Source organism: Mesorhizobium sp. NFR06 (assembly GCF_900115245.1).
In the GTDB taxonomy this organism is placed as follows: Bacteria; Pseudomonadota; Alphaproteobacteria; order Rhizobiales; family Rhizobiaceae; genus Mesorhizobium.
The window spans coordinates 191,675-213,126 of the sequence record NZ_FOVT01000002.1; the positions used below are offsets into that span (position 1 = coordinate 191,675).

The 21,452-nt window shown below is 63.5% G+C and carries 23 protein-coding genes; 10 read left to right on the forward strand and 13 right to left on the reverse strand.

Annotation, left to right across the window (positions count from 1 at the left end):
- Positions 1-165: 165 nt before the first annotated feature.
- Complete coding sequence (locus tag F3H96_RS05085) at positions 166-1,101, forward strand: ribose-phosphate pyrophosphokinase (RefSeq protein ID WP_149790843.1); 936 nt, start codon at positions 166-168, stop codon at positions 1,099-1,101.
- A 37-nt stretch (positions 1,102-1,138) separates the two neighbouring features.
- Here the strand turns inward: F3H96_RS05085 and F3H96_RS05090 are convergent, their stop codons facing one another.
- Together F3H96_RS05090 and F3H96_RS05095 are read right to left on the reverse strand one after the other, a co-directional pair.
- Positions 1,139-1,705 (reverse strand): dihydrofolate reductase family protein, encoded by a 567-nt coding sequence (locus tag F3H96_RS05090; protein WP_149790844.1) that lies wholly within the window; start codon positions 1,703-1,705, stop codon positions 1,139-1,141.
- 122 nt (positions 1,706-1,827) lie between these two features.
- Complete coding sequence (locus F3H96_RS05095) at positions 1,828-2,697, reverse strand: helix-turn-helix transcriptional regulator (RefSeq protein WP_149790845.1); 870 nt, start codon at positions 2,695-2,697, stop codon at positions 1,828-1,830.
- A 111-nt stretch (positions 2,698-2,808) separates the two neighbouring features.
- On the opposite strand from F3H96_RS05095, the gene F3H96_RS05100 reads away from it, so the two are divergent.
- On the forward strand, positions 2,809-4,053 hold the full coding sequence (locus F3H96_RS05100) for an MFS transporter (protein ID WP_188131298.1): 1,245 nt from the start codon (positions 2,809-2,811) through the stop codon (positions 4,051-4,053).
- A 153-nt stretch (positions 4,054-4,206) separates the two neighbouring features.
- Complete coding sequence (locus F3H96_RS05105) at positions 4,207-5,121, forward strand: alpha/beta hydrolase (RefSeq protein ID WP_149790847.1); 915 nt, start codon at positions 4,207-4,209, stop codon at positions 5,119-5,121.
- Between the two features lie 80 nt (positions 5,122-5,201).
- Here F3H96_RS05105 and F3H96_RS05110 read toward each other — a convergent pair whose 3' ends face one another.
- On the reverse strand, positions 5,202-6,044 hold the full coding sequence (locus F3H96_RS05110; RefSeq protein ID WP_149790848.1) for an alpha/beta hydrolase: 843 nt from the start codon (positions 6,042-6,044) through the stop codon (positions 5,202-5,204).
- Positions 6,045-6,196: 152 nt separating this feature from the next.
- Here F3H96_RS05110 and F3H96_RS05115 point away from each other — a divergent pair, with 152 nt between their 5' ends.
- Positions 6,197-6,640, forward strand: coding sequence for a MarR family transcriptional regulator (locus F3H96_RS05115; protein ID WP_149790849.1), 444 nt, complete (start codon positions 6,197-6,199; stop codon positions 6,638-6,640).
- A gap of 82 nt (positions 6,641-6,722) precedes the next feature.
- On the opposite strand, the gene F3H96_RS05120 is transcribed toward F3H96_RS05115, so the two are convergent.
- The 6 genes from F3H96_RS05120 to F3H96_RS05145 all read right to left on the reverse strand — a co-directional run bounded on the left by F3H96_RS05120 (position 6,723) and on the right by F3H96_RS05145 (position 12,171).
- Positions 6,723-7,484: an ABC transporter ATP-binding protein gene (locus F3H96_RS05120; protein WP_149790850.1), complete on the reverse strand. Its 762-nt coding sequence runs from the start codon at positions 7,482-7,484 to the stop codon at positions 6,723-6,725.
- Positions 7,485-7,501: 17 nt separating this feature from the next.
- A complete protein-coding gene (locus F3H96_RS05125; protein WP_149790851.1) occupies positions 7,502-8,497 on the reverse strand; it encodes an ABC transporter substrate-binding protein in 996 nt (331 codons plus the stop codon).
- 59 nt (positions 8,498-8,556) lie between these two features.
- Positions 8,557-9,402: an ABC transporter permease gene (locus F3H96_RS05130; protein ID WP_149790852.1), complete on the reverse strand. Its 846-nt coding sequence runs from the start codon at positions 9,400-9,402 to the stop codon at positions 8,557-8,559.
- Positions 9,403-9,426: 24 nt separating this feature from the next.
- Complete coding sequence (locus tag F3H96_RS05135) at positions 9,427-10,791, reverse strand: LLM class flavin-dependent oxidoreductase (protein ID WP_149790853.1); 1,365 nt, start codon at positions 10,789-10,791, stop codon at positions 9,427-9,429.
- Between the two features lie 37 nt (positions 10,792-10,828).
- Positions 10,829-11,386, reverse strand: coding sequence for an FMN reductase (gene msuE / locus F3H96_RS05140; protein WP_149790854.1), 558 nt, complete (start codon positions 11,384-11,386; stop codon positions 10,829-10,831).
- Positions 11,387-11,526: 140 nt separating this feature from the next.
- Positions 11,527-12,171: a glutathione S-transferase family protein gene (locus F3H96_RS05145; RefSeq protein WP_149790855.1), complete on the reverse strand. Its 645-nt coding sequence runs from the start codon at positions 12,169-12,171 to the stop codon at positions 11,527-11,529.
- A gap of 464 nt (positions 12,172-12,635) precedes the next feature.
- Between F3H96_RS05145 and F3H96_RS05150 the strand changes: the two genes are divergently transcribed.
- The 6 genes from F3H96_RS05150 to F3H96_RS05175 all read left to right on the forward strand — a co-directional run bounded on the left by F3H96_RS05150 (position 12,636) and on the right by F3H96_RS05175 (position 17,508).
- Positions 12,636-13,277, forward strand: coding sequence for a 50S ribosomal protein L25/general stress protein Ctc (locus F3H96_RS05150; protein WP_149790856.1), 642 nt, complete (start codon positions 12,636-12,638; stop codon positions 13,275-13,277).
- A gap of 113 nt (positions 13,278-13,390) precedes the next feature.
- Positions 13,391-14,113: an aminoacyl-tRNA hydrolase gene (gene pth, locus F3H96_RS05155; protein ID WP_149790857.1), complete on the forward strand. Its 723-nt coding sequence runs from the start codon at positions 13,391-13,393 to the stop codon at positions 14,111-14,113.
- A 267-nt stretch (positions 14,114-14,380) separates the two neighbouring features.
- Complete coding sequence (ychF, locus tag F3H96_RS05160; protein WP_149790858.1) at positions 14,381-15,484, forward strand: redox-regulated ATPase YchF; 1,104 nt, start codon at positions 14,381-14,383, stop codon at positions 15,482-15,484.
- A gap of 20 nt (positions 15,485-15,504) precedes the next feature.
- A complete protein-coding gene (gene corA / locus F3H96_RS05165) occupies positions 15,505-16,479 on the forward strand; it encodes a magnesium/cobalt transporter CorA (protein WP_149790859.1) in 975 nt (324 codons plus the stop codon).
- A gap of 100 nt (positions 16,480-16,579) precedes the next feature.
- The gene (locus F3H96_RS05170; RefSeq protein ID WP_149790860.1) at positions 16,580-17,041 is read left to right on the forward strand and encodes a MaoC family dehydratase; all 462 of its coding nucleotides are present in this window, start codon (positions 16,580-16,582) and stop codon (positions 17,039-17,041) included.
- A complete protein-coding gene (locus F3H96_RS05175) occupies positions 17,038-17,508 on the forward strand; it encodes a MaoC family dehydratase (RefSeq protein ID WP_149790861.1) in 471 nt (156 codons plus the stop codon). Before F3H96_RS05170 ends, F3H96_RS05175 begins: the two co-directional genes overlap by 4 nt.
- Positions 17,509-17,673: 165 nt before the next feature.
- Here the strand turns inward: F3H96_RS05175 and F3H96_RS05180 are convergent, their stop codons facing one another.
- The 4 genes from F3H96_RS05180 to F3H96_RS05195 form a co-directional block, all read right to left on the reverse strand.
- The gene (locus F3H96_RS05180) at positions 17,674-18,219 is read right to left on the reverse strand and encodes an adenine phosphoribosyltransferase (protein ID WP_149790862.1); all 546 of its coding nucleotides are present in this window, start codon (positions 18,217-18,219) and stop codon (positions 17,674-17,676) included.
- A 198-nt stretch (positions 18,220-18,417) separates the two neighbouring features.
- Positions 18,418-19,113: a phosphatase PAP2 family protein gene (locus tag F3H96_RS05185; RefSeq protein WP_149790863.1), complete on the reverse strand. Its 696-nt coding sequence runs from the start codon at positions 19,111-19,113 to the stop codon at positions 18,418-18,420.
- Between the two features lie 141 nt (positions 19,114-19,254).
- Positions 19,255-20,124 carry a cytochrome c1 gene (locus F3H96_RS05190; RefSeq protein WP_149790864.1) on the reverse strand — a complete coding sequence of 290 codons (870 nt, stop codon included), beginning with the start codon at positions 20,122-20,124 and terminating at the stop codon, positions 19,255-19,257.
- Positions 20,125-20,145: 21 nt separating this feature from the next.
- Positions 20,146-21,447, reverse strand: a complete 1,302-nt coding sequence (locus F3H96_RS05195) for a cytochrome b N-terminal domain-containing protein (RefSeq protein ID WP_149790865.1) — start codon at positions 21,445-21,447, stop codon at positions 20,146-20,148.
- Between the last annotated feature and the right edge of the window lie 5 nt (positions 21,448-21,452).

A 21,452-nucleotide genomic window follows, 5' to 3' on the forward strand; every position in this document is an offset into this window, starting at 1 on the left:
TGCCGGCCAGACTGTTGCCGGCTTGCGATGTTTTCCACGTTTGTGGCGGTGGCCGGAAGGATTCCCCACAACGAGGCTTGCAATACCGGCGCGGGCCGCTAAAAGCCCGCATAAAAGGCGCATGAGAGTCTCTCCGGCCTCTCCATCCTTCACCAGGAACGGTGCATGAAGCTTTTCGCGGGCAATTCCAACCGGGTGCTGGCCGAAGCGGTCGCTCGCTATCTCAACATCCCGCTGGGGAAGGCCAGCGTCAGGCGTTTCGCCGATCAGGAAATCTTCGTCGAGATTCAGGAAAACGTGCGCGGCGAGGATGTCTTCATCCTGCAGTCCACCTCTTATCCGACCAACGACCATCTGATGGAACTGCTCATCATGATGGACGCCTTCATGCGCTCCTCGGCGCGGCGCATCACGGCGGTCATCCCTTATTTCGGCTATGCGCGGCAGGACCGCCGCGCCTCCGGGCGCACGCCGATCTCGGCCAAGCTTGTCGCCAACATGATCACCCGCGCCGGCGCCGACCGCGTGCTGACGCTGGACCTGCATGCCGGTCAGATCCAGGGTTTCTTCGACATCCCGACCGACAATCTGTTCTCGGTGCCGGTGATGGCCCGCGACGTGAAAGCCAAATACAAGCAGCTCGGCAATGTCGTCGTCGTGTCGCCCGACATCGGCGGCGTGGTGCGTGCGCGGGCGCTGGCCAAGCGCTTCGACGCGCAACTTGCCATCGTCGACAAGCGCCGCGAACGCCCCGGCGAATCGGAAGTCATGAACATCATCGGCGCGGTCGCCGGCAAGGATTGCCTTTTGATCGACGACATCGTCGATTCCGGCGGCACGCTCTGCAACGCGGCCGACGCGCTGCTCGCCAATGGCGCGACCTCGGTCACCGCCTACATCACGCATGGCGTGCTGTCGGGCGGCGCCGTGACCCGCATCGCCGGGTCGAAGCTGCAGGAATTGGTGATCACCGATTCCATCCAGCCCAGCCAGGCCGTGCTGGACGCGCCGAACATCCGTGTCATTTCGATCGCCGACCTGATGGGCGAAGCGATCTCGCGCACGGCAACCGAAGAATCGGTGTCGAGCCTGTTCGACTAGCGCGGCGCCTTCGCCGGTTCCGTGAACGGTGAACGCTTTAACCGTCGATCCCGGCGGGCGCGTAGCGCAGCAGCGTGACACCTTGCGCAAGCCGCTCCGTGCCGAGCGACTTCAACGCCAGTGACAGGCCGGACTGGAAATACGGCTTGCCGGCGCCCAGCACGACCGGATGCAAATAGAGCCGGTACTCGTCGATCAGGCCCGCGCGTGCAAGGTGGGCCGCCAACTCTGCGCCGGAGACGGAAATCTCGCCATCGGTTTCCGCCTTGAGGGACCTTGCCACCGCCTCCGCGCCGCCCTTCACCAGACGGGCATTGGGCCCAACCTCTCGAAGCGTGGTCGAAAACACGATTTTCGGTGTCTCTCGCCAGGCGCGGGCAAAATCCCGCTCTACCTCGGAAGCGGCGATCTCTCGCTCCCGGCTGTCCCAGAAACGCATGGTTTCATACATCCTGCGCCCACAAAGCGCGATCGAAGTCCGCCTCATCCCATCGTTGAAATGCTGATGCAATTCTTCTTCGGGAACCGGCAGGTCAATGCCGCCGCTCGGCCCGGCGATGTAGCCATCCAGCGAGGTCAGCATGGCATAGGCGATCGTCGCCACGGGGTCCTCCGATTTTGCATTCGGGCAAAGGAGAACATAACTGATTGCAAATTGCAATCGGTATTTGTCAATTGGACCCTTGAACCGAGGATCGCCGCGCCAGCTTAATGCTGCCGGCTGCCTCACGCGGCGAGCGGGCCACCTGCGCGCCGCGGGGCTTCACCGACGTCACGGGCGCCGCGCATATAGCCGCGCGGCGAGGTGCCGAGCATGCGTTTGAACATGGTGATGAAGGCCGGCACGCTGTCATAGCCGAGATCGAGCGCCACCCTGGTGATCGGCTCGCGGTCGGCGAGCCTGGGCAGCGCCGCGAACAGGCAAGCCTGCTGGCGCCAGGTGGAGAGCGACAGCCCGGTCTGGCGGTGAAAAGCGCGCGTGAACGAGCGGCGGCTCATGCCCGCGGCATCCGCCCATTCGTCGATCGTCGCATGCGGCGACGGCGCTGCCACGAAGCGCCGGCAGAGCGCCGCGAGCTTCGCATCGGACGGGAAAGGCAGGCCGAGCGGCCGTTCCGGCAGGTTCGGAATCTCGTGCAGCAACAGTCCCATGACGAGGGCGGCACGCCCTTCGAGCTCGCCGCCCTGCGGCAGTTTCTCCGATTCCACGATCAGGCTGTGCATCAGTTCGGTGATGCCGACCACGCGCAAACCTTCCGGCAGGCCGGCAATGGCGCCCGGCATCACATAGACCGAGCGCATCGAAACATCGCCCAGCATCTCGACGGAATGCTCGATCCCGGCCGGTATCCACATCGCATGGTCGGGCGGCACCATCCAGCGCCCGTGCTTCGTCGTCACCAGGACCACGCCGACAAGGGCATGCAAAAGCTGGCTGCGGCTGTGGCGGTGTCGCGGCACGTGATAGCCGTCCGGATATTCGGTCGGTAGCGCGACCGCCGGCCCGACGGCCTGCTCCAGCCATTGCCAGCGGCTTTCATGCAGCAGGCTGAGCTCGGCGGCGTCACCCCTGAACACTTCCCGGTTATTCGGCATAGGATGTGGCCCACTCGCGAAACTATTGGACCAAACCACGAAAGAAGTCGCTTTGCAACCGGGCTATAAGGCCGCCTGCGGGTCGCCGCCAAAAGACTACGGAGCATTGCCTTGACTGATACGACCGCCACCTCCGTCGCCGCACCCGCGCCGGCAAGCAACATCTCTGCGCAAGCGACGGCCTTCACCGTCATTCTTGCGGTGAGCTTCTGCCATTGCGTCAACGACATCATGCAGTCGCTGCTTTCGGCGATCTATCCGCTGCTCAAGGACAATTACGGTCTCGATTTCTGGCAGATCGGCCTTTTGACCTTCACCTTCCAGGTGACGGCCTCCCTGCTGCAGCCGGTCATCGGCATGATCACCGACAAGCGGCCGATGCCCTACTCCTTGCCTTGGGGCATGGCCTCGTCGCTGATCGGCCTGGTTGTGCTCGCCCATGCCGGCCATTACTGGCTGCTCCTGATCGGCGCCTCGCTGATCGGCATTGGCTCGGCGATCTTCCATCCGGAATCCTCGCGCATTGCCCGCTTTGCCTCGGGCGGCCGCTTTGGCCTTGCGCAATCGCTGTTTCAGGTGGGTGGCAATTTCGGCCAGGCTATGGGCCCGCTGCTCGCCGCCTTCATCGTCGTGCCGTTCGGCCAGACCAGCATTTCCTGGTTCGCGGTCGGCTCGCTGGTCGGCATCGTCGTGCTGTGGCGGGTCGGCGGCTGGTACAGCCGGCTGCGCGCCTCGATGGCCACCCGCAAGCAGGCAGCCCACGTCTCGCCCTTCCCGCGTCGGAAGGTCATGTGGGCATTGGCCGTGCTGACGCTGCTGGTGCTGACCAAGAACGCCTACATCGCCTCGCTTGCCAGCTACTACACCTTCTACGCCATGCATAAGTTCGGGGTTTCGGTGCAGATGTCGCAGGTCATGCTGTTCCTGTTCCTCGGCGCCTCGGCGCTCGGCATCCTGCTCGGCGGCCCGTTCGGCGACCGCTATGGCCAGAAGGCGATGATCTGGTTCTCGATCGTCGGCGTGTTGCCCTTCACGCTGGCGCTGCCCTACGCCAACCTGCAATGGACGATGGTGCTGACCGTGCTGATCGGCCTGATCCTGTCGTCGGCCTTCTCCAACATCGTCGTCTTCGCGCAGGAATTGGTGCCCGGTCGCGTCGGCATGATCGCCGGCATCTTCTTCGGCTTCGCCTTCGGCATGGGCGGCATCGCCGCTGCCGTGCTCGGCGTCGTTGCCGACATGAAGGGCATCGATTTCGTCTTCCAGGTCTGCTCGTATCTGCCGCTGCTCGGCCTGCTGACGGTGTTCCTGCCCAACATGAAGGAAGCCAGGAAGGCGCGGGCCACCGCCAGCTGAGACACCGATCTCCAGGACTCGACCTAAGGGCGTGGCGTTTGCCGCGCCCTTATTGATTCTTTCCCCATGCGCCAGGTGAAAAGCCTGTTAGTGTTCGAAACGTGTGCGCGGGGCGACGCTGCCACAGGTTCCTCAACGTCTCTGGAGAGTGACATGCGCAAGATCGTGTTGGCCGTGTTGGGTGTGCTTCTTGTTACGTTGCCGGCGACGGCACGCATCGTTCCTTTTCCACCGGCTTTCAAGACGCAGTCCGTCGAAACCAATGGCACCAAACTCTATGTGCGCGTCGGCGGAAAGGGTCCCGCGGTCGTGCTGCTGCACGGCTTTGCCGATACCGGAGACATGTGGGGCGCCGCGGCGGCGGCACTTGCGAAGGATCACACCGTCATCGTGCCGGACCTGCGCGGCATGGGGCTGTCTGCCCACCCGGACGTTGGCTACACCAAGAAGAAGCAGGCCGTCGATATCGCCGGCGTGTTGGATTTCCTGAAGATCGACAAGGCCGACCTGGTCACGCACGACATCGGCAACATGGTTGGCTATGCGCTTGCCGCGCAATATCCCAAGCGCATCACCAAATGGGTCATCATCGACGCGCCGCTGCCCGGCATCGGCGACTGGGAAAAGATCAAGCAAAGCCCGCTGCTTTGGCACTTCAATTTCCGCGGCCCGGACATGGAGCGGCTGGTCGCGGGGCGCGAGCGCATCTATCTCGACCGCTTCTACAACGAACTGTCGGCCGATCCGAAGAAGATCGATGAGGCCACGCGCAAGCACTACGCCAAACTCTATGCCCGCCCGCATGCGATGCATGACGCTTTCGAGCAGTTCAAGGCCTTTGACCAGGACGCGATCGACAACCAGGCGATGCTCGCCGCCGGCGGTAAACTGACCATGCCGGTGCTGGCTGTTGGCGGGGAAAAATCCGCCGGCACCACGCAGGCCGATATCTTGCGGCTTGTTGCGACCGATGTCACGGGCGGCATCGTGCCCGACTCCGGTCATTGGATCATGGAGGAAAACCCCGACGCCACCGTCAAGCTGATCACTGGTTTTCTTGCCAAATAGCCACTGTCCCCTGGACTTTTTGATGAAAGCACAAAGCACCCGCCTGACGGCGGGTGCTTTGCCTGTCCAAGGGGACGATTTTACGCCTTGAAGAAGGCCAAGAGGTCGGCGTTGATGACATCGGCGTGGGTGGTCGCCATGCCGTGCGGGAACCCCTTATAGACCTTGAGCTCGCCCTGCTTGAGCAGCTTGATCGACAGAAGCGCGGAATCTGCGATCGGAACGATCTGGTCGTCGTCGCCATGCATGACCAGCACCGGCACGTCGATGGCCTTCAGATCTTCGGTGAAGTCGGTTTCCGAGAAGGCCTTGATGCAATCGTAATGCGCCTTGGTGCCGCCCATCATGCCCTGACGCCACCAATTCTCGACGACAGCCTGCGAGACTTCAGCGCCGGGGCGGTTGAAGCCGTAGAACGGGCCGGCCGCAACATCGTGGAAGAACTGGGCGCGGTTGGCGGCCTGAGCGGAGCGGAAACCGTCGAACACTTCGATCGGCAGGCCGCCGAGATTGGCCGCCGTCTTCAGCATGATCGGCGGCACGGCGCCGATCAGCACCGCCTTGGCGACACGGCCGCCCGAGCCATACTTCGCGACATAGCGGGCCACTTCACCGCCGCCGGTCGAATGGCCGACATGGATGGCGCCCTTGAGGTCGAGATGCGCCGCAAGTTCCGCGACATCGGCGGCGTAAGTGTCCATCTCGTTGCCGGTATCGGTCTGGGTCGAGCGACCATGGCCGCGGCGGTCATGGGCAATGACGCGGTAGCCCTTCGACAGGAAGAACAGCATCTGGGCGTCCCAGTCGTCGCTGCTCAGCGGCCAGCCATGGTGGAAAACGATGGGCTGGCCGGTTCCCCAATCCTTGTAGAAAATCTCGGTGCCGTCCTTGGTGGTGATCGTGCTGCTGCCGGGCTTGGTCATCTCAATCTCCATTAATTGATTTTCGCGATAATCAATATCGCAATAACAACATGACTAGCGCGGATCGAAACCCTTGTCTAGAGAAAATATGTATCGCGATATCATTTTTCGTGGTACATATCGAACACGCTCAGTCAGCAAAGGAATATGTCGTGCCTCTCCCATTGGACAATCAGCTCTGCTTCACGCTCTATGCCACCAGCATGGCGATCAACCGCACCTACAAGCCGATGCTGGACGAGATGGGCATCACCTATCCGCAGTACCTCGTGCTCAACGCGCTTGGAGAGACGGACGGCATGTCGGTCGGCAGCATCGCGCAGCGGCTCGCTTTGGAGTCGAGCACCATCACGCCGCTGGTTAAGCGAATGGAACAGGCCGGACTGGTTACCCGCCAGCGCAATCCCGCCGATGAACGCCAGGTGCAGGTCGACCTCACCGCGACCGGCCGTCAACTGCTCGTCCGGTGCAATTGCCTCAACGAGACCCTGATCGAGCGCTCAGGCATGACGCTGGCGGAACTCGATGCCGTCAACCGGCAGATCAAAGCGTTGCGCGATGCGCTGTCCGGCGGTCAGGCGGTCGACGCCACCTAAGGTCAGTTTGCGATTAGGGCAGGCCGAAGGGGGTTCCGGGACTTCCGTTCGCACGCCGGCATCACCTCAACATCGAGAGACCTCAATGCAGGCCGAACTCGCGCAGCAGCTCCTCGCGGTAGCGCACGAAGCGGCTTTCGCTGCGATCGCGCGGGCGCGGCAGGTCGACGTCGATCAGGCGCGCCGCGCCGCCCTTCTCCTTGGGCAGGATCAGCACCCGGTCGGCGAGATAGACCGCCTCTTCGAGGTCATGGGTGACCATCACCATGGTGACGTTCTCCTCGCTCCAGATGCGCGCCAGCTCCTCCTGCATGGATATCTTGGTCATGGCGTCGAGCGCGCCGAGCGGCTCGTCGAGCAGCAGGATCTCTGGCTGCACCGTCAGCGCCCGGGCAATGCCGACGCGTTGCGCCATGCCGCCCGAAAGCTGCCTCGGATAGGCGTCGGCGAACTCGGCCAGGCCGACCAGCGCAATGTAGAAACGCGCGCGCTTTTCTGCCTCTGCCTTTGCTATGCCGCGCACTTCGAGGCCGAAGGCGACGTTGCCGAGCACGGTGAGCCAGGGCAGCAGGCGCGGCTCCTGGAAGATCACCGCGCGCTCCTCGCCTACGCCCTCGATCTCCCTGCCGTCGATGGCAACGCCGCCATCATCGGCCCGCTCCAGCCCGGCAAGGATGCGCAACAGCGTCGTCTTGCCCGAGCCGCTGGCGCCGACAATGACCAGGCATTCGCCCGAGCGGATGTCGAGATTGAGCGAGCGCAGCACGGCGAGCTTTCGCCCGCCGAGGCTGAAGGATTTCGACAGGTCGCGTATCGTGACCGCGCCGCCGCTTGGCGTTGCCATGGCGTGGGTCTCCGTGCTCAGTTGGTTTTGGTTTCGCCCGGGCGATAGAGGATGTCGGCTGCCTTGAGCTTGCCCTTCGGCAGACGGCCGTCCCGCTCGAGAATGTTCACCCAGAAGTCGACGTCGCGGTCGGTCACCGCCGCCTTTTCGCGCAGGCCGAAGCCGGTCCAGTAGCGCGCAAGCTCGCCGTTCTCGCCGCGCCTGTTGAGAATGTCGGCGAGAAGCTTGCGCGTCTCGTCCGGGTTTTGCCGCGACCAGTCGGCGGCACGCGCCGACTGCTCGGCGAAGTTGCGGGCAGCGTCGGGATTGGCGGCGATGAAATCGCGCCGCAGCACGACGAAACCGCCGGCGATCTCGCCGAGCACATCGGTGTCGTTGAAGACGCCGCGCACGCCGCCATTGGCGACCAGTTGGCCGGCGAAGGTCGCCTGCCAGTAGCCCAGCCCGGCGACATCGACCTGACGCGAGCGCAACGTCTGTTCGAGCTGCGGTCCCGGTACCACGACCAGCTTGGCCGCGTCCGGCGGCAGCCCGACGCCATGCAGCGCCTCCCTCACCGTGTAGTCGAGATGGGCGCCGAGCGTGTTGACCGAAATCGTCTTGCCGGCGATGTCGGCGATCGACTTGATCGGGCTGTCTTCGAGCACGTAGAAGACGCTCTTGACGTCCTTGTTGATGCCGTTGCTTGGGTAGGCCGCGACGAAGTCGTTGCCGCCGGCGATCGAGTTGATCACGGCCGGCGTGGCGGCCGAGCCCAGGTCGACGCTGCCGGAGGCGAGCGCGAACAGCGATTCCGGGCCGCCGCCGGAATAGCCGACATTCTCCAGCTCGATGCCGAGGCCCTTGAAATAGCCGAGCTCGTCGGCGAGCTCATGCGGGGAGATGCCGCCGCGGCTGGCGAGATAACGTATCTTGACGGAAGCGGCTTGCGCCCTGGCGATCGATGGCATGCCGGCGAGGATGCCGGCGGCAAGCGGAGCGCCAAGGAGAAGCGAACGGCGGGTGATGCTCATGATCGGGCCTTTCGTGTTGGGAGGGCGGGTGTGTTGGGAGGACGGGGAGGAACAGCCGCTCAGCCGGCCGGATTGCTCCAGCGGCACAGGCGCCGCTGCAGGATGACCAGCGCCTGGTTGGCGATCAGGCCAAGCGCCGCGAGGATGACGATCGCCGCGAACATCAGCGGGATTTGGAAATTGTACTGCGCGTTCATCACCTGGAAGCCGATGCCCTTGTTGGCGCCGATCATTTCCGAGGCGATCAGGAGCAGCAGCGCGGTGGTGGCGCCGAGCCTCAGGCCGACGAAGATCGAAGGCACCGCGCCCGGCAGCACGACGCGGCGGAAAATGGTGAGCTGACGAGCGCCGTAGACGCGGGCCATTTCGAGCAGCTTTGGGTCGACTTCCTTGACGCCGCTGATGGTGTTGAGCAGCAGCGGAAACAGCGTCGCCCAGAAGATGACAAATACTTTCGAGGCTTCGCCCAGTCCCAGAAGCAGGATGAAAACCGGGTAGAGCGCGAGCGCCGAGGTCTGACGAAACAGCTGCAGGATCGGGTCGAGCGCCATTTCCACGGCGCGCGCCTGGCCCATGACCAGGCCGAGTGGGATGGCGACGACGACGGCCGCCACGAAAGCGAGGCCGGCGCGCTGCAGGCTGATGGCGATGTCGCCGAGCAGGCTGCCGCCGGCAACACCTTTCCAAAGCGCGACGATGATCGCGTCGATCGGCGGCAGCACCGCGGCATTGACCCAGCCGCGGCTCGCCGCCACCTGCCAGAGCGCGAGGAATCCCAGCAGCACGCCATAGCGCGACAGAATTCGTCCCGAGGCCCGGCCGGCTAGTCGCAGGGAGTCCATGGGCAGGGCGTTGCCCTCTCGCCGGCCGACGCCAACCGTCCGTTCGATGTGTTGCAAGGTCATCGTCTTGCCTTTCGTTTCAGCGGATCATTCGGCGGCGAGCACGGTCGAGCGCGCCGCCGCCCACGGGTTCTCCGGTCGCCTGAGGCCGAGGTTTTCGCGCAGCGTCCTGCCCTCATAGGCGGTGCGGAACAGCCCGCGCCGCTGCAGTTCCGGGATGACCAGATCGACGAAATCGTCAAGCGCGCCGGGCAGCCACGGCGGCAGAATGTTGAAGCCGTCCGCGGCCTCGTTGACGAACCATTCCTCCAGCTGATCGGCGACCTGGACGGCGCTGCCGATCACCGTGTAATGGCCGCGCGCCGTCGCCACCCACTGATAGAGCTGGCGGATCGTAAAATCATGCTCGTCGGCGATCTGGCGGATCAACGCCTGACGGCTCTTCATGCCTTCGGTTTCCCTGCTCGGCGGCAGCGGGCCGTCGAGCGGATAATCCCTGAGGTCGAGCGTCTGCCCGGCCAGCGCGTTGAGCAGCGCAACGCCGTCTTCGGGCAGGATGAGCTCGTTCAACTGCTGGTATTTGGCGCGGGCCTCCTCTTCGGTGCGGCCGACGAAGGGCGCCACGCCAGGCATGATCAGCACCTGCGCCGGATCGCGGCCGGCCGCTGCCACGCGCGCCTTGATGTCGCGATAGAACTCCTGCGCCGACGCCAGGTTCTGATGCGCTGTGAAGATCACCTCGGCAGAGGCCGCCGCGAGTCCGCGCCCGTCCTCGGACTGCCCTGCCTGCACGACCACGGGATGGCCCTGCACCGGGCGCGGCACGTTGAGCGGTCCCTTGACGCTGAAATGCTCACCCTTGTGATTGACGTCGTGCAGCTTGTCCTTGTCGTAGAAGCGGCCGGTCTTCTTGTCGCGAATGAAAGCGTCGTCTTCCCAGCTGTCCCACAATGCCTTGACCGTCTCGACATGCTCATGCGCCCGCGCATAGCGCTCGGCATGATTGGGCTGGACGTCGCGGTTGAAATTGCGCGCCGTGTCGTCGCCGGCCGACGTCACCACGTTCCAGCCCGCGCGTCCGTTCGACAAAAGGTCGAGCGAGGCGAATTTGCGGGCGAGCGTGTAGGGTTCCTCATAGGTGGTCGAGGCGGTGGCGATGAAGCCGATACGTGTGGTCAGCGGCGCCAGCGCCGAAAACAGCGTCACCGGTTCGAAACCGGCGATCTTGGCGTTGCCGCCTTCACGCGCGCCGAGCCCGACCGTCAGATTGTCGGCGAGGAAATAGGCGTCGAACAGGCCGCGCTCGGCGGTGAGCGCCAGCTTTTTGTGGAACTCGAAATTGGTCGCGCCATCGGCCGGCGCATCCGGATGGCGCCAGGCCGCGATATGCTGGCCGCCACCGGGCAGAAAGGCGCCAAGCTTGATCTGTCTGGTTTGGCTGGAGCTGGTCATGGGTGGTTCCTTCGGTTCGAAAACGATGGCCCGCAATTCAGGCGGCGAGGCCGACGCGGCTGGCCGCGCCGACGACACGCGTGACCTCGGCGACGGCTTGCCTGGCCCGGACGTGGATGGCCTCCGACACCAGAACGCCGTCGGCGAAGTCCTTGTCCGAAGCGTAGATCGCGGTCGGCATGGTGAGCGCCTCGAAGAAGCCGAACAGCGGCCGCAGCTGATGCTCGAGGATCAGCGAATGGCGCTCGCCGCCGCCCGTCGCCGTCAGAATGACCGGCTTGCCGCGCAACGAGGACGGATCGAGCAGGTCGAACAAGTGCTTGAAAAGTCCTGTGTAGCTGCCCTTGAAGGTCGGCGATCCGGCAACCAGCACATCGGCGCCGGTCAACTGTTGGACGATGGCGCGGGCGGGCGCGTCGAGATCGGAGAGCCGCCGTGCCGACGGGAACGACGGACCGAGGTCCTCGATGTCGTGGATTGCCGGTATGGCCCCGATGCGCCCCGCGACGTCTCCTGCGACTTGGGTGATGAAGGCCTTGGTCTTCGACGGGCGGGTCAGATTGCCGGATATTCCCACCACCAGCTTCTTGGTCATCTTCGCGCTCTCCTCGCGGGCATTTCTTCATTAAGCCTACCGATTTTATAGAATTAAATGAGCGAGAAGATTTCAAAAGCAGCCGCATGGAGAGATTGGGTTTGCGCCCTGACGCCGTTGATTGGTTCAGCCGATGCGGGTCACGCCTCGATCTTGACCGGCGGCAGTTGCGGCGCGTGCAGCCCTTGGAACGGGTCGCGCCAGGCGTCGATCGCCTCCAGCCGCCGATACCAGCGATGGATCGACGGGTAATCGTCGAGCGGCAACCCGGCGACGTCGTTGAAGGGAAGGAACGTCGCCATGCGGAAGTCCGCATAGGAGACGGAATTGCCGGCCAGCCATGCGCGTCCGGAAAGCTCGGGCTCGAGGACTGCCGCAGCCGCATGGAACTGCCTTAGTCCGTCTTCTACGACCGCCTGGTCGATTGGACCGATGCCATAACGCTGCTTGGTCCCGCGCTCGAAATGCACCATGTCGCAGGCGAATGCGAACCGTTCCTTGGCCCAGCTTATCCAGCGGATCATGTCCGGCTCGTCATCACCGGTTCGCCAGAAATCCGAATGCGTCACGCGCGACACGCGGCAGGCGATGGCATCGGCCTCCCACAGGCTCCATCCCGATCCCACCAGTATGGGCAATGTCAGATTGGGGTTGAGAGCGCGATAGCGCTCGGCTTGCCCCGGCGCCATCGGCGATGCGAATTCGAACGCGATCTCCGCTTTGACATAGCGTGCCGTGGCGACGGCAAGGCGAGGATTGGGATTGCGGCTGAACAGAAGCTTCATATCGGTCCCCATCGATTCTCGAGCGTTTGCCCCAGGACGATTGAAATCCGCCCGATCCTACATTGCAAAGCCGCTGGACGTGGCGCAGCAACTTGGCGCCGCTTGACGGCCACACCGAATGTGGGTCGGTATGGGCGACTGCGACCTGGCGCGGGACGGAATTTGTCTGGCGGCAAGCCCTGGACCATGGGTTTTTGACGAAGCCGGCCATCTTTCGGAGCCGCCGCGGGACCTTCAAGCCCAACAGCTTGCGCCCTCGCCTGCCTTCCGCTATAGAGCCGCCACCCGCGTAGACACCCTTGGAGGCAACGCGGAGGAAGGCCGGCCAGGCCTCGCATGATCCCCAGACGCATTTGGATCGCCAAACGCATCGGATAGATCGTGCAGGGCCGCGACGGCTTTCGACGTTTACGGTTGGCCTCGTGCTTGCCGCAAGCGCTCCATAACACGCGAAAGGAAATGCCATGAGCCACGATGCTTACGAGCTCAAGGCCGAAGCGCGCGAACAGGTCGGTAAGGGGTCCGCCCGTGCAGTTCGTCGCAACGGTAAAGTGCCTGCAGTTATTTACGGCGACAAGCAGCCCCCTCTGGCTATCGCCCTGAACTACAAGGACCTCTTCTACAAGATCCACGGCGGCGGGTTCCTGACCACGATCGCCACGATCGATGTCGACGGCAAGAAGATCCAGGTCCTGCCGAAGGATTTCCAGCTCGACCCGGTCAAGGATTTTCCTGTCCATGTCGACTTCCTGCGCATCGGCAAGGACACCGAGGTCAATGTCGACGTGCCCGTCCACTTCATCAATGAGGAAAAGTCGCCCGGCATCAAGCGCGGCGGCGTGCTCAACATCGTGCGTCACGAAGTCGAGTTCCACTGCCCGGCCAATGCGATCCCGGAATTCATCACCGTCGATCTCACCGGCACCGACATCGGCGACTCGATCCACATCTCGGCGGTCAAGCTGCCGGCCGGCGTCAAGCCGGTCATCTCCGATCGCGACTTCACCATCGCGACCATTGCCGGTTCGTCGGCGATGAAGCCGGAGGCGGAAGCGACCCCGGAGGCTGTGGAAGAGACGGCCGCCCCGGCGACCGAAGAGAAGTAATTCTCCGAGCCGGGTGATTTCATCCGGCTCTAAATCAAAGAAATAGAGCATGATGTTTTCCGAAAACCGCTTCACACTTTTCGGCATCATGCCCTAGGCGTCCGGAGGCGGCGATGCTTGTCTTTGCAGGCCTCGGCAATCCGGGCGCGAAATACGAAAACAACCGGCACAATGTCGGCTTCATGGCGGCGGACGCGATTGCCCGCCGCCATTCCTTTTCGCCCTGGTCGCGCAAGTTCCAGGGCTTGATTTGCGAAGGCACGCTGGGCGGCGAAAAGATCCTGCTGATCAAGCCGCAGACCTTCATGAACCTGTCCGGACAGTCGGTCGGCGAAGCGCTGCGCTTCTACAAACTCGAACCGGCCGCGCTTACCGTTTTCTATGACGAGATCGACCTTGCCGCCGGCAAGCTCAGGATCAAGGTGGGCGGCGGTTCCGGCGGCCACAACGGCATCCGCTCGCTCGACCAGCATGTCGGCAACGCCTATCGCCGGGTGCGCATCGGTGTCGGCCATCCCGGCGTCAAGGAGATGGTGCACGGCCACGTGCTCGGCGATTTCGCCAAGGCCGATCGCGAGTGGCTCGACGTGCTGCTCGCGGCAATCGCCGACGACGCCGGCTTGCTGGCAAAGGGCGACGACAGCTCGTTCATGAACCGCGTCACGCTGGCCTTACGCGACAAGCTTGTGCCGACCGGCGATGACGACCGCCCGCCGCCCAAGGCGCCGAAACAGCAAAGCCACATCCGCCAGGCGCGCCCACAGCAGCCGGCCGCAAAGTTTCCCGAAAGCAGTCCGATGGCCGCCATGCTGAAGAAGCTGTTCAAAAAAGACTGAGAGCATGGCGTTGCTCGCGCAAGAACCGTTCGGCGCCCGTGAGGAAGCCTTGATCGGCTTTTGCCTCTCGCCCTTGCGCTCGAGCACGACCGAGCCTTCACGGGCAGCGACGCGTGGCTCTCGCCAGACTGCGCCCGCCTTGGGCGGTGATCCGCATCAACCAGATCACCAGCCGCGAGGCGGCTCGGCCGATCAGGGCTTGACGTTCGTCACCCCTATCGCCCATAGCCCTCACCAAAATCGAATTCCCGATAGGACCGGACGAACATGGGTTTCAAATGTGGCATCGTTGGCTTGCCCAACGTCGGCAAGTCGACGCTGTTCAACGCGTTGACCAGGACGGCGGCCGCCCAGGCCGCCAATTATCCGTTCTGCACCATCGAGCCGAACACCGGCGAAGTGGCGGTTCCCGATCCGCGCCTGCAGAAGATCGCGGCCATCGGCAAGTCGAAGGAAATCATCCCGACCCGCATCTCCTTCGTCGATATCGCCGGCCTGGTGCGCGGCGCCTCCAAGGGCGAAGGCCTCGGCAACCAGTTCCTCGCCAACATCCGCGAGGTCGACGCTATCGTGCATGTGCTGCGCTGCTTCGAAGATGATGACATCACCCATGTCGAGGGCCGCATCGATCCGGTCGCGGACGCCGAGACGGTCGAGACCGAGCTGATGCTTGCGGATCTCGAAAGCCTCGAGCGCCGGATCGCCCAGATCCGCAAGCGCGCCGCCGGCAAGGACAAGGAAGCCATGGCCGTGCTGCCGATGATGGAGGCAGCGCTTGAATTGCTGCAGGCCGGCAAGCCAACGCGCCTCCTGCTCAACGGCATCGCGCAGGAGGACCTGCGCATCCTGCAAGGACTGAACCTGCTCACCTCTCATCCCGTTCTCTATGTCTGCAACGTCGCCGAGGCCGACGCCGCCACCGGCAACGAGCACACCAAGGCGGTGGAGAAGATGGCGGCCGCGCAGGGCGCCGGCACGGTGGTGATCTCGGCGGCGATCGAGGCGGAAGTCGCCCAGCTTTCCGACGAAGAGGAAATGGAATTCCTTGCCTCGATCGGCCTCGACGAGCCGGGCCTCAACAAGGTCATCCGCGCCGGCTACGAGCTTTTGCAGCTGATCACCTATTTCACCGTCGGGCCGAAGGAGACGCGCGCTTGGACGATCCACAAGGGCGACAAGGCCCCGCAGGCGGCTGGCGTCATTCACACCGACTTCGAGCGAGGCTTCATTCGCGCCCAGACGATCGCCTACAACGACTTCGTCACGCTGGGCGGCGAAGTGGCGGCCAAGGAAGCCGGCAAGGCGCGCGACGAGGGCAAGGAATATGTCGTCCAGGACGGCGACATCATGCTGTTCAAGTTCAACACCTGATCTCCAGGGAGAACCCGGCGATGATAAAAGCCTTCGTCGTGGACAATGATCGCCTGCGCCCCACCGAGGATCTCGCGGCGGATGGCGACAGGGTCGTCTGGGCCGACCTCTTCAATCCGAGCAAGGAGGAAGAGGCGCGTATCGAGAACTGGCTGGGCATTGCCATCCCGACCCGCGAGGAGATGGAGGAGATCGAGATCTCGAGCCGCCTGTATGTCGAGGACGGCGGCTACTTCATGACCGCCGTGCTGCCGGCGCAGACCGAGGCCGACGATCCCTTGATGTCGCCGGTGACCTTTGCGCTTGCCGGCAACCGGCTGATCACCATCCGCTACCACGAACCCAAGGCCTTCAAGACTTTCCCGCTGCGCGCCGAGAAGGTGGCGACCGGCTGCACCAGCGGCGACACCATTCTGATCGGTCTTCTCGAAGCGATCGTCGATCGCCTCGCCGACATCCTCGAGCGCGCCGGCCGCGATGTGGAAGCGATCTCACGTGACATTTTCGAGGCGCGCTCGACCCAAGCCTCGAAGCGCAACCGCGATTTCCAGGAACTGCTGAAAGGCATCGGCCGCAAGGAGGACCTCGCGTCCTCGGTCCGCGACAGCCTGATTTCGTTGCAGCGCCTGGCCGGCTTTCTCGCCCATGTCGCGGCCCAGACCAAGATGAGCAAGGACGTGCGCGCCCGCATCAAGACGCTGTCGCGCGACGTGCTGTCGCTCGCCGACCACGCCACCTTCCTGTCGCAGAAGATCTCGTTCCTGCTCGATGCCACGCTCGGCATGATCTCTATCGAGCAGAACGCCATCATCAAGATCTTCTCGGTCGCCGCCGTCATCTTCCTGCCGCCGACGCTCGTCGCCTCGATCTACGGCATGAATTTCGACATCATCCCCGAGCTGAAATGGGAGTTCGGCTACCCTTTCGCCATCGGCCTGATGGTGGTCTCGGCGATCCTGCCCTTCTGGTATTTCCGCCGTCGCGGCTGGCTCTGATACCGTCGCCGTTCGACTGGCTTACCAGAAAGCACTTGACCAAATCGCTGCCGGCCTGCATCCGGGTTGCCCGATCTTTGGGATTAACCGGATTGCCGATATGACCGGAAAGACCTGGGCTTTTGAGGATTTCATCGAGGGCGCCGCGCTGGACCTCGGCAGCAAGGACGTGAGTGCTGCCGAGATCATCGAATTCGCCGGCGAATTCGATCCGCAGCCGATGCATCTCGACGAGGAGGCCGGCAAGGCAAGCATCCTCGGCGGGCTTTCGGCTTCGGGCTGGCACACCTGCGCTATGTTCATGCGCATGCTGTGCGACGCCTTCCTGCTCGATTCGACCTCGCAGGGCTCGCCAGGCATCGAGCATGTGAAATGGAAGAAGCCGGTGCTGGCCGGCGACACTCTGCGCGGCACGGTCACGATCCTGTCCAAGCGCCAATCCAGGTCGCGGCCTCAGCTCGGCCTCATCACCATGCGCAGCGAACTGGTCAACCAGCGCGGCGAGAGCGTCTTCGAGCTCGAGAACACAGGCATGTTCCTGACCCGGGAGGCGGTGACGTGACCCTCGACGAATATTTCCTCATCGGCGAAACCATCACGCTCGGTTCGCATGAATTCGGAGCAGACGAGATCAAGGCTTTTGCCAAGAAATATGATCCGCAGGTTTTCCATGTCGACGAAGAGGCGGCGAAGAACAGTGTGCTTGGTGGGCTCTGCGCCTCCGGCTGGCACACCGCGGCCACGTGGATGAAATACAACCTCGAGAAACGCATGGAGACCGAGGGCGTGCGCTGGACAGGCCCCGGCCCGCAGCCCGAATTCGGTCCCTCGCCGGGCTTCCGCAACCTGAAATGGCTGAAGCCGGTCTATGCCGGCGAGACCGTGACCTTCACCCGCACCGCGCTCGCCCATCGTCCCCTCGCCGGCCGCCCCGGCTGGAACCTGCTTACGCTGCGCTCGGAAGCTTTCGATTCGACCGGCGACAAGGTCATCGAGTTCGACAGCGCGGTGCTGGTGAAGGTGGAGTAGGCCTTTGCCTTCTCCCCTAGTGGGAGAAGGTGGATCGGCGCGGAGCGCCGAGACGGATGAGGGGCGTTCCAGCGGAGTGAAACGCTGGTGGCATCTGGAGCACCCCTTATCCGACCGAGCTTCGCTCGGCCACCTTCTCCCACAAGGGGAGAAGAAAGAGGCGCCTCAATGCCCCTCGAACCCGATCAGCGTCCTGACCGGCACGCTGCGCGCTTCCAGCTTCTTGCGCCCGCCGAGATCCGGCAGGTCGATGACGAAGCAGGCGGCGACGATGTCGGCGCCGATCTGCCTGAGCAGCTTCACCGCCGCTTCCGCCGTGCCGCCGGTGGCGATCAGGTCGTCGACCAGGATCACCTTCTCGCCCGGCGAGACTCCGTCCTTGTGCATCTCCACCTCGTCCAGCCCGTATTCGAGGCTGTAGGCCACGCGCACCGTCTCATAGGGCAGTTTGCCTTTCTTGCGGATCGGCACGAAGCCGGCCGAAAGCTGGTGCGCCACGGCGCCGCCAAGGATGAAGCCGCGCGCCTCGATGCCGGCGATCTTGTCGATCTTCAGTCCGGCATAGGGATGCACCAGCTCGTCGATGGCGCGGCGGAAGGCGCGCGCATCGCCAAGCAAGGTGGTGATGTCGCGAAACAGGATGCCCGGCCTCGGGTAATCCGGAATGGTGCGGATGGCCGCAAGCAACGTGTCTTCGAGCGAGGATTTCATTGAGAGGGGCTCTCCGCGTGTCCGGCTGTCGGATGTGACGGCGTCGGCCCATTGGTGCCCAACGCGACCGACAAGGGCTACCGCGATGCGGCGCCTGAGACAAGCGCATCCGGCAAGGCATTGGCGCCGCCTGGCTCCAGCCTGCAGCAAAAAAGGCGCCTGAGACGGCGCCCTTCGCAAGTGGACTTGGCGTCGGAACTACATGCCGAGGTCGGAACGCAGCTCGGAGCGCGCCACTTCATATTCAGCCTTGAAGTCGGAACGGCTGAGCAGGACCGCCGCAATGACGCTTCCGGAAATTTTGCCCATCTCGATGTCGGACGGATAGTGGATGCCGCCGACTACACGGTTATGAGCATATTCGGCCGCGCGCGCCATGATCTCTGCGCGTTTCTCCGGAACCATGTCGGACAGGATGATGCCCATCATCGTGCCCACAGTCGCGTGGCCCGACGGCCACGAGCCGGAGTTCGACAGCTTCACAACGGGCTTGACCAGATCGCTGAGCTGATGCGGACGCGGGCGCTTCCAGACATCCTTGGCAGGGTCGACGACCGCGCCTTCGGTGGCCACGACACGGTCGAAAAAGGCGCTGAACTTCGGCAATGTTTCCTTGTTGAACTTCGGCCCCATGACATCGGCGAAACGCCAGACATTTTCTTCGGCATCGGCAATTGCACGCTTTTCCATCTCGGGTGTCCGCGTCACCTGTAGGGTCAGCACCTCACCGAGCTCCGCCTTGGTCTCGGCCGAATCGTTGGCCGGCGGCGGCGGCAGGATCATCGTCAGGTCGATGTCCTTATTGGTGACGAAGGGCTGGGCGTCATCGGCGCGGACGGCCGGGCTGGCGATAAGAAGCAGCAGCACGGCTGCAAGCGGAGCAAGTCTTTTCATGGGTACGATCCTTTGAGGTGGGCGAGGCAGGATCGCCTTGCGCAATGACGGCCATGTGACATGGCCGGATCAAACGCGGTCCCGAAACAAAAAAGGGCGCCTAAAGCGGCGCCCTTCGAAACTTTCCGATTTGATCGCGGCTCAATGCGCCACGTTGGCCCACACCCTGCGCTTGGTCATGTAGACCAATGCGCCGAACAGCAGCAGGAACACCATGACGCGGAAGCCGGTCTTCTTGCGCTCCTCCAGATGCGGCTCGGCGGCAAACATCAGGAAGGCGGAGACGTCGCGGGCATACTGGTCCACCGTCTGCGGCGAGCCGTCGTCATAGGTGACCTGGCCGTCCGAGAGCGGCTTCGGCATCTTCAGCGACACGCCGGACAGGAAGTACGGATTGTAGTGGGTGCCTTCCGGGATCACCATGCCGGCCGGCGGCGTCTGGTCGTAGCCGGTGAGCAGCGAATGGATGTAATCCGGGCCGCCCTGCGCGTACTGGGTGAAGATATCGAAGATGAAGCGCGGGAAGCCGCGCTCGACGCCGCGCGCCTTGGCGAGCAGCGACATGTCCGGCGGCGCCGCGCCACCATTGGCGGAAGCCGCGGCCTGCTCGTTCGGGAACGGCGCCGGGAAATGGTCCGACGGCTTGCCGGGGCGGTCGAACATGTCGCCCGCATCGTTCGGGCCGTCATGGATGGTGTATTCGGCCGCCAGCGTTTTGATCTGCGCCTCCGAATAGCCGAGCCCCTCCAAGGTGCGGAACGCCACCAGGTTCATCGAGTGGCAGGCCGAGCAGACTTCCTTGTAGACCTTGAGGCCGCGCTGCAGCTGCGCCTTGTCATAGGTGCCGAACGGGCCGGCGAAGCTCCAGCTCATTTCCTTGGGTTCGTTGATCGGGAAATGCGTCGGCGCTGCCGGGTTTTGTTCCTCCTCGGCGATGGCCGCGGCACTTGACATCCAAGTGCCCGCAACCACCAGGCCGAGCAGCGCCAGCGAGGTGAGAATCTTCTTCATACCCAAAATCCCCTCAGATTCTCAGCCCTTGGTTTCCGGCGCGGCTGTCGCGCCCGCCGGATGACCGCTGCCGCCCTTGTTCTTTTCCAGCACCGCCTCGGTTATCGAGTTCGGCAGCCTGCGCGGCGTCTCGATCAGGCCGAGCACCGGCATGACGACCAGGAAGAAGGCGAAGTAGAACAGCGTCGCCATCTGCGCCATGAACACATAGCTGCCTTCCGCCGGCTGCGAGCCCAGCCATCCGAGCAGGACGGCGTCGGCCACGAACAGCCAGAAGAACAGCTTGTACCAGGGCCGGTAGACCGCCGAGCGCACCTTCGAGGTGTCGAGCCACGGCACCAGGAACAGCATGGCGATGGCGCCGAACATGCACAGCACGCCGCCGAGCTTGGAATTGATCGGTCCGATGTTGAAGGTGATGGCGCGCAAGATCGCGTAGAACGGCAGGAAGTACCATTCCGGAACGATATGGGCGGGCGTCTTCAGCGGATTGGCGACCGTGTAGTTGTCTGGGTGGCCGAGATAGTTCGGCAGGTAGAAGACGAAATAGGCGAACACGAACAGGAACACGATCATGCCGAACGCGTCCTTGATGGTCGCGTAGGGGGTGAAGGCGACCGTGTCGGTCTTCGACTTGACATCGATGCCAGTCGGGTTCGACTGGCCCACGACATGCAGCGCCCAGATGTGCAGCACGACGACGCCGGCGATCATGAACGGCAACAGGTAATGCAGCGCGAAGAAGCGGTTCAGCGTCGGATCGTCGACGGCGAAGCCGCCGAGCAAGAGCTGCTGGATCCAGTTGCCGACCAGCGGGATGGCGCTGAAGAAGCCGGTGATGACGGTGGCGCCCCAGAAGCTCATCTGGCCCCAAGGCAGCACATAGCCCATGAAGCCGGTGGCCATCATCAAAAGGTAGATGATGCAGCCCAGGATCCACAGCAGCTCGCGGGGCGCCTTGTACGAGCCGTAAAACAGGCCGCGGAAGATATGGATGTAGACGGCTACGAAGAAGAACGAGGCGCCGTTGGAATGGAGATAGCGCAACAGCCATCCCGAATTCACGTCGCGCATGATCTTCTCGACCGAATCGAAGGCGAGATTGGTGTCGGACGCGTAGTGCATCGCCAGCACGATGCCGGTCAGGATCTGCGCGACCAGCATGATCGACAGGATGCCGCCGAACGTCCACATGTAGTTGAGATTGCGCGGCACCGGATAGGCGACGAAGCTGTCATAGATCAGTCGCGGCAGCGGCATGCGCGCGTCGAACCAGCGCTCGATACCGGTCTTGGGCGTATAGGTCGAGTGTCCCTCGCTCATCGAAA